Genomic DNA, 449 nt, shown 5'->3' with positions numbered 1-449 from the left:
TCGCCTTCATCCATGGCCAGCGATTCGATGCAGTACTGGTAGGCGTGGGTGTGGATCGCTTCTTCGAAGGCCTGGCGCAGGATGTACTGGCGGCACTCCGGGTTGGTGATCAGGCGGTACACGGCCAGGACCAGGTTGTTGGCGACCAGCGAGTCGGCGGTGGAGAAGAAGCCGAGGTTGCGCATGACGATGCGACGTTCGTCGTCGGTCAGGCCTTCGGGGTTTTTCCACAGGGCGATGTCGGCGGTCATGTTGACCTCTTGCGGCATCCAGTGGTTGGCGCAGCCGTCGAGGTACTTCTGCCAGGCCCAGTCGTACTTGAAGGGCACGAGTTGGTTGAGGTCGGCGCGGCAGTTGATCATGCGCTTTTCGTCAACGGCGACGCGGGCGGCGGAGCCTTCCAGCTCGGCGAGGCCTTCGGCGACGTCGAGTTTGTCGAGGGCGGCCTT

General features: G+C 63.3%; 1 protein-coding gene. It reads right to left on the bottom strand.

Translation table 11 applies throughout. The features are described from left to right. The coding region (locus QMX97_RS32055; RefSeq protein WP_282398238.1) for a ribonucleotide-diphosphate reductase subunit beta at nucleotides 1–449 on the bottom strand (449 nt) is incomplete at both ends.

It is taken from the genome of Pseudomonas sp. PS01298 (assembly GCF_029959745.1).
GTDB lineage: Bacteria > Pseudomonadota > Gammaproteobacteria > Pseudomonadales > Pseudomonadaceae > Aquipseudomonas > Aquipseudomonas aylmerensis.
This window is presented reverse-complemented; position numbering and strand designations above follow the sequence as displayed.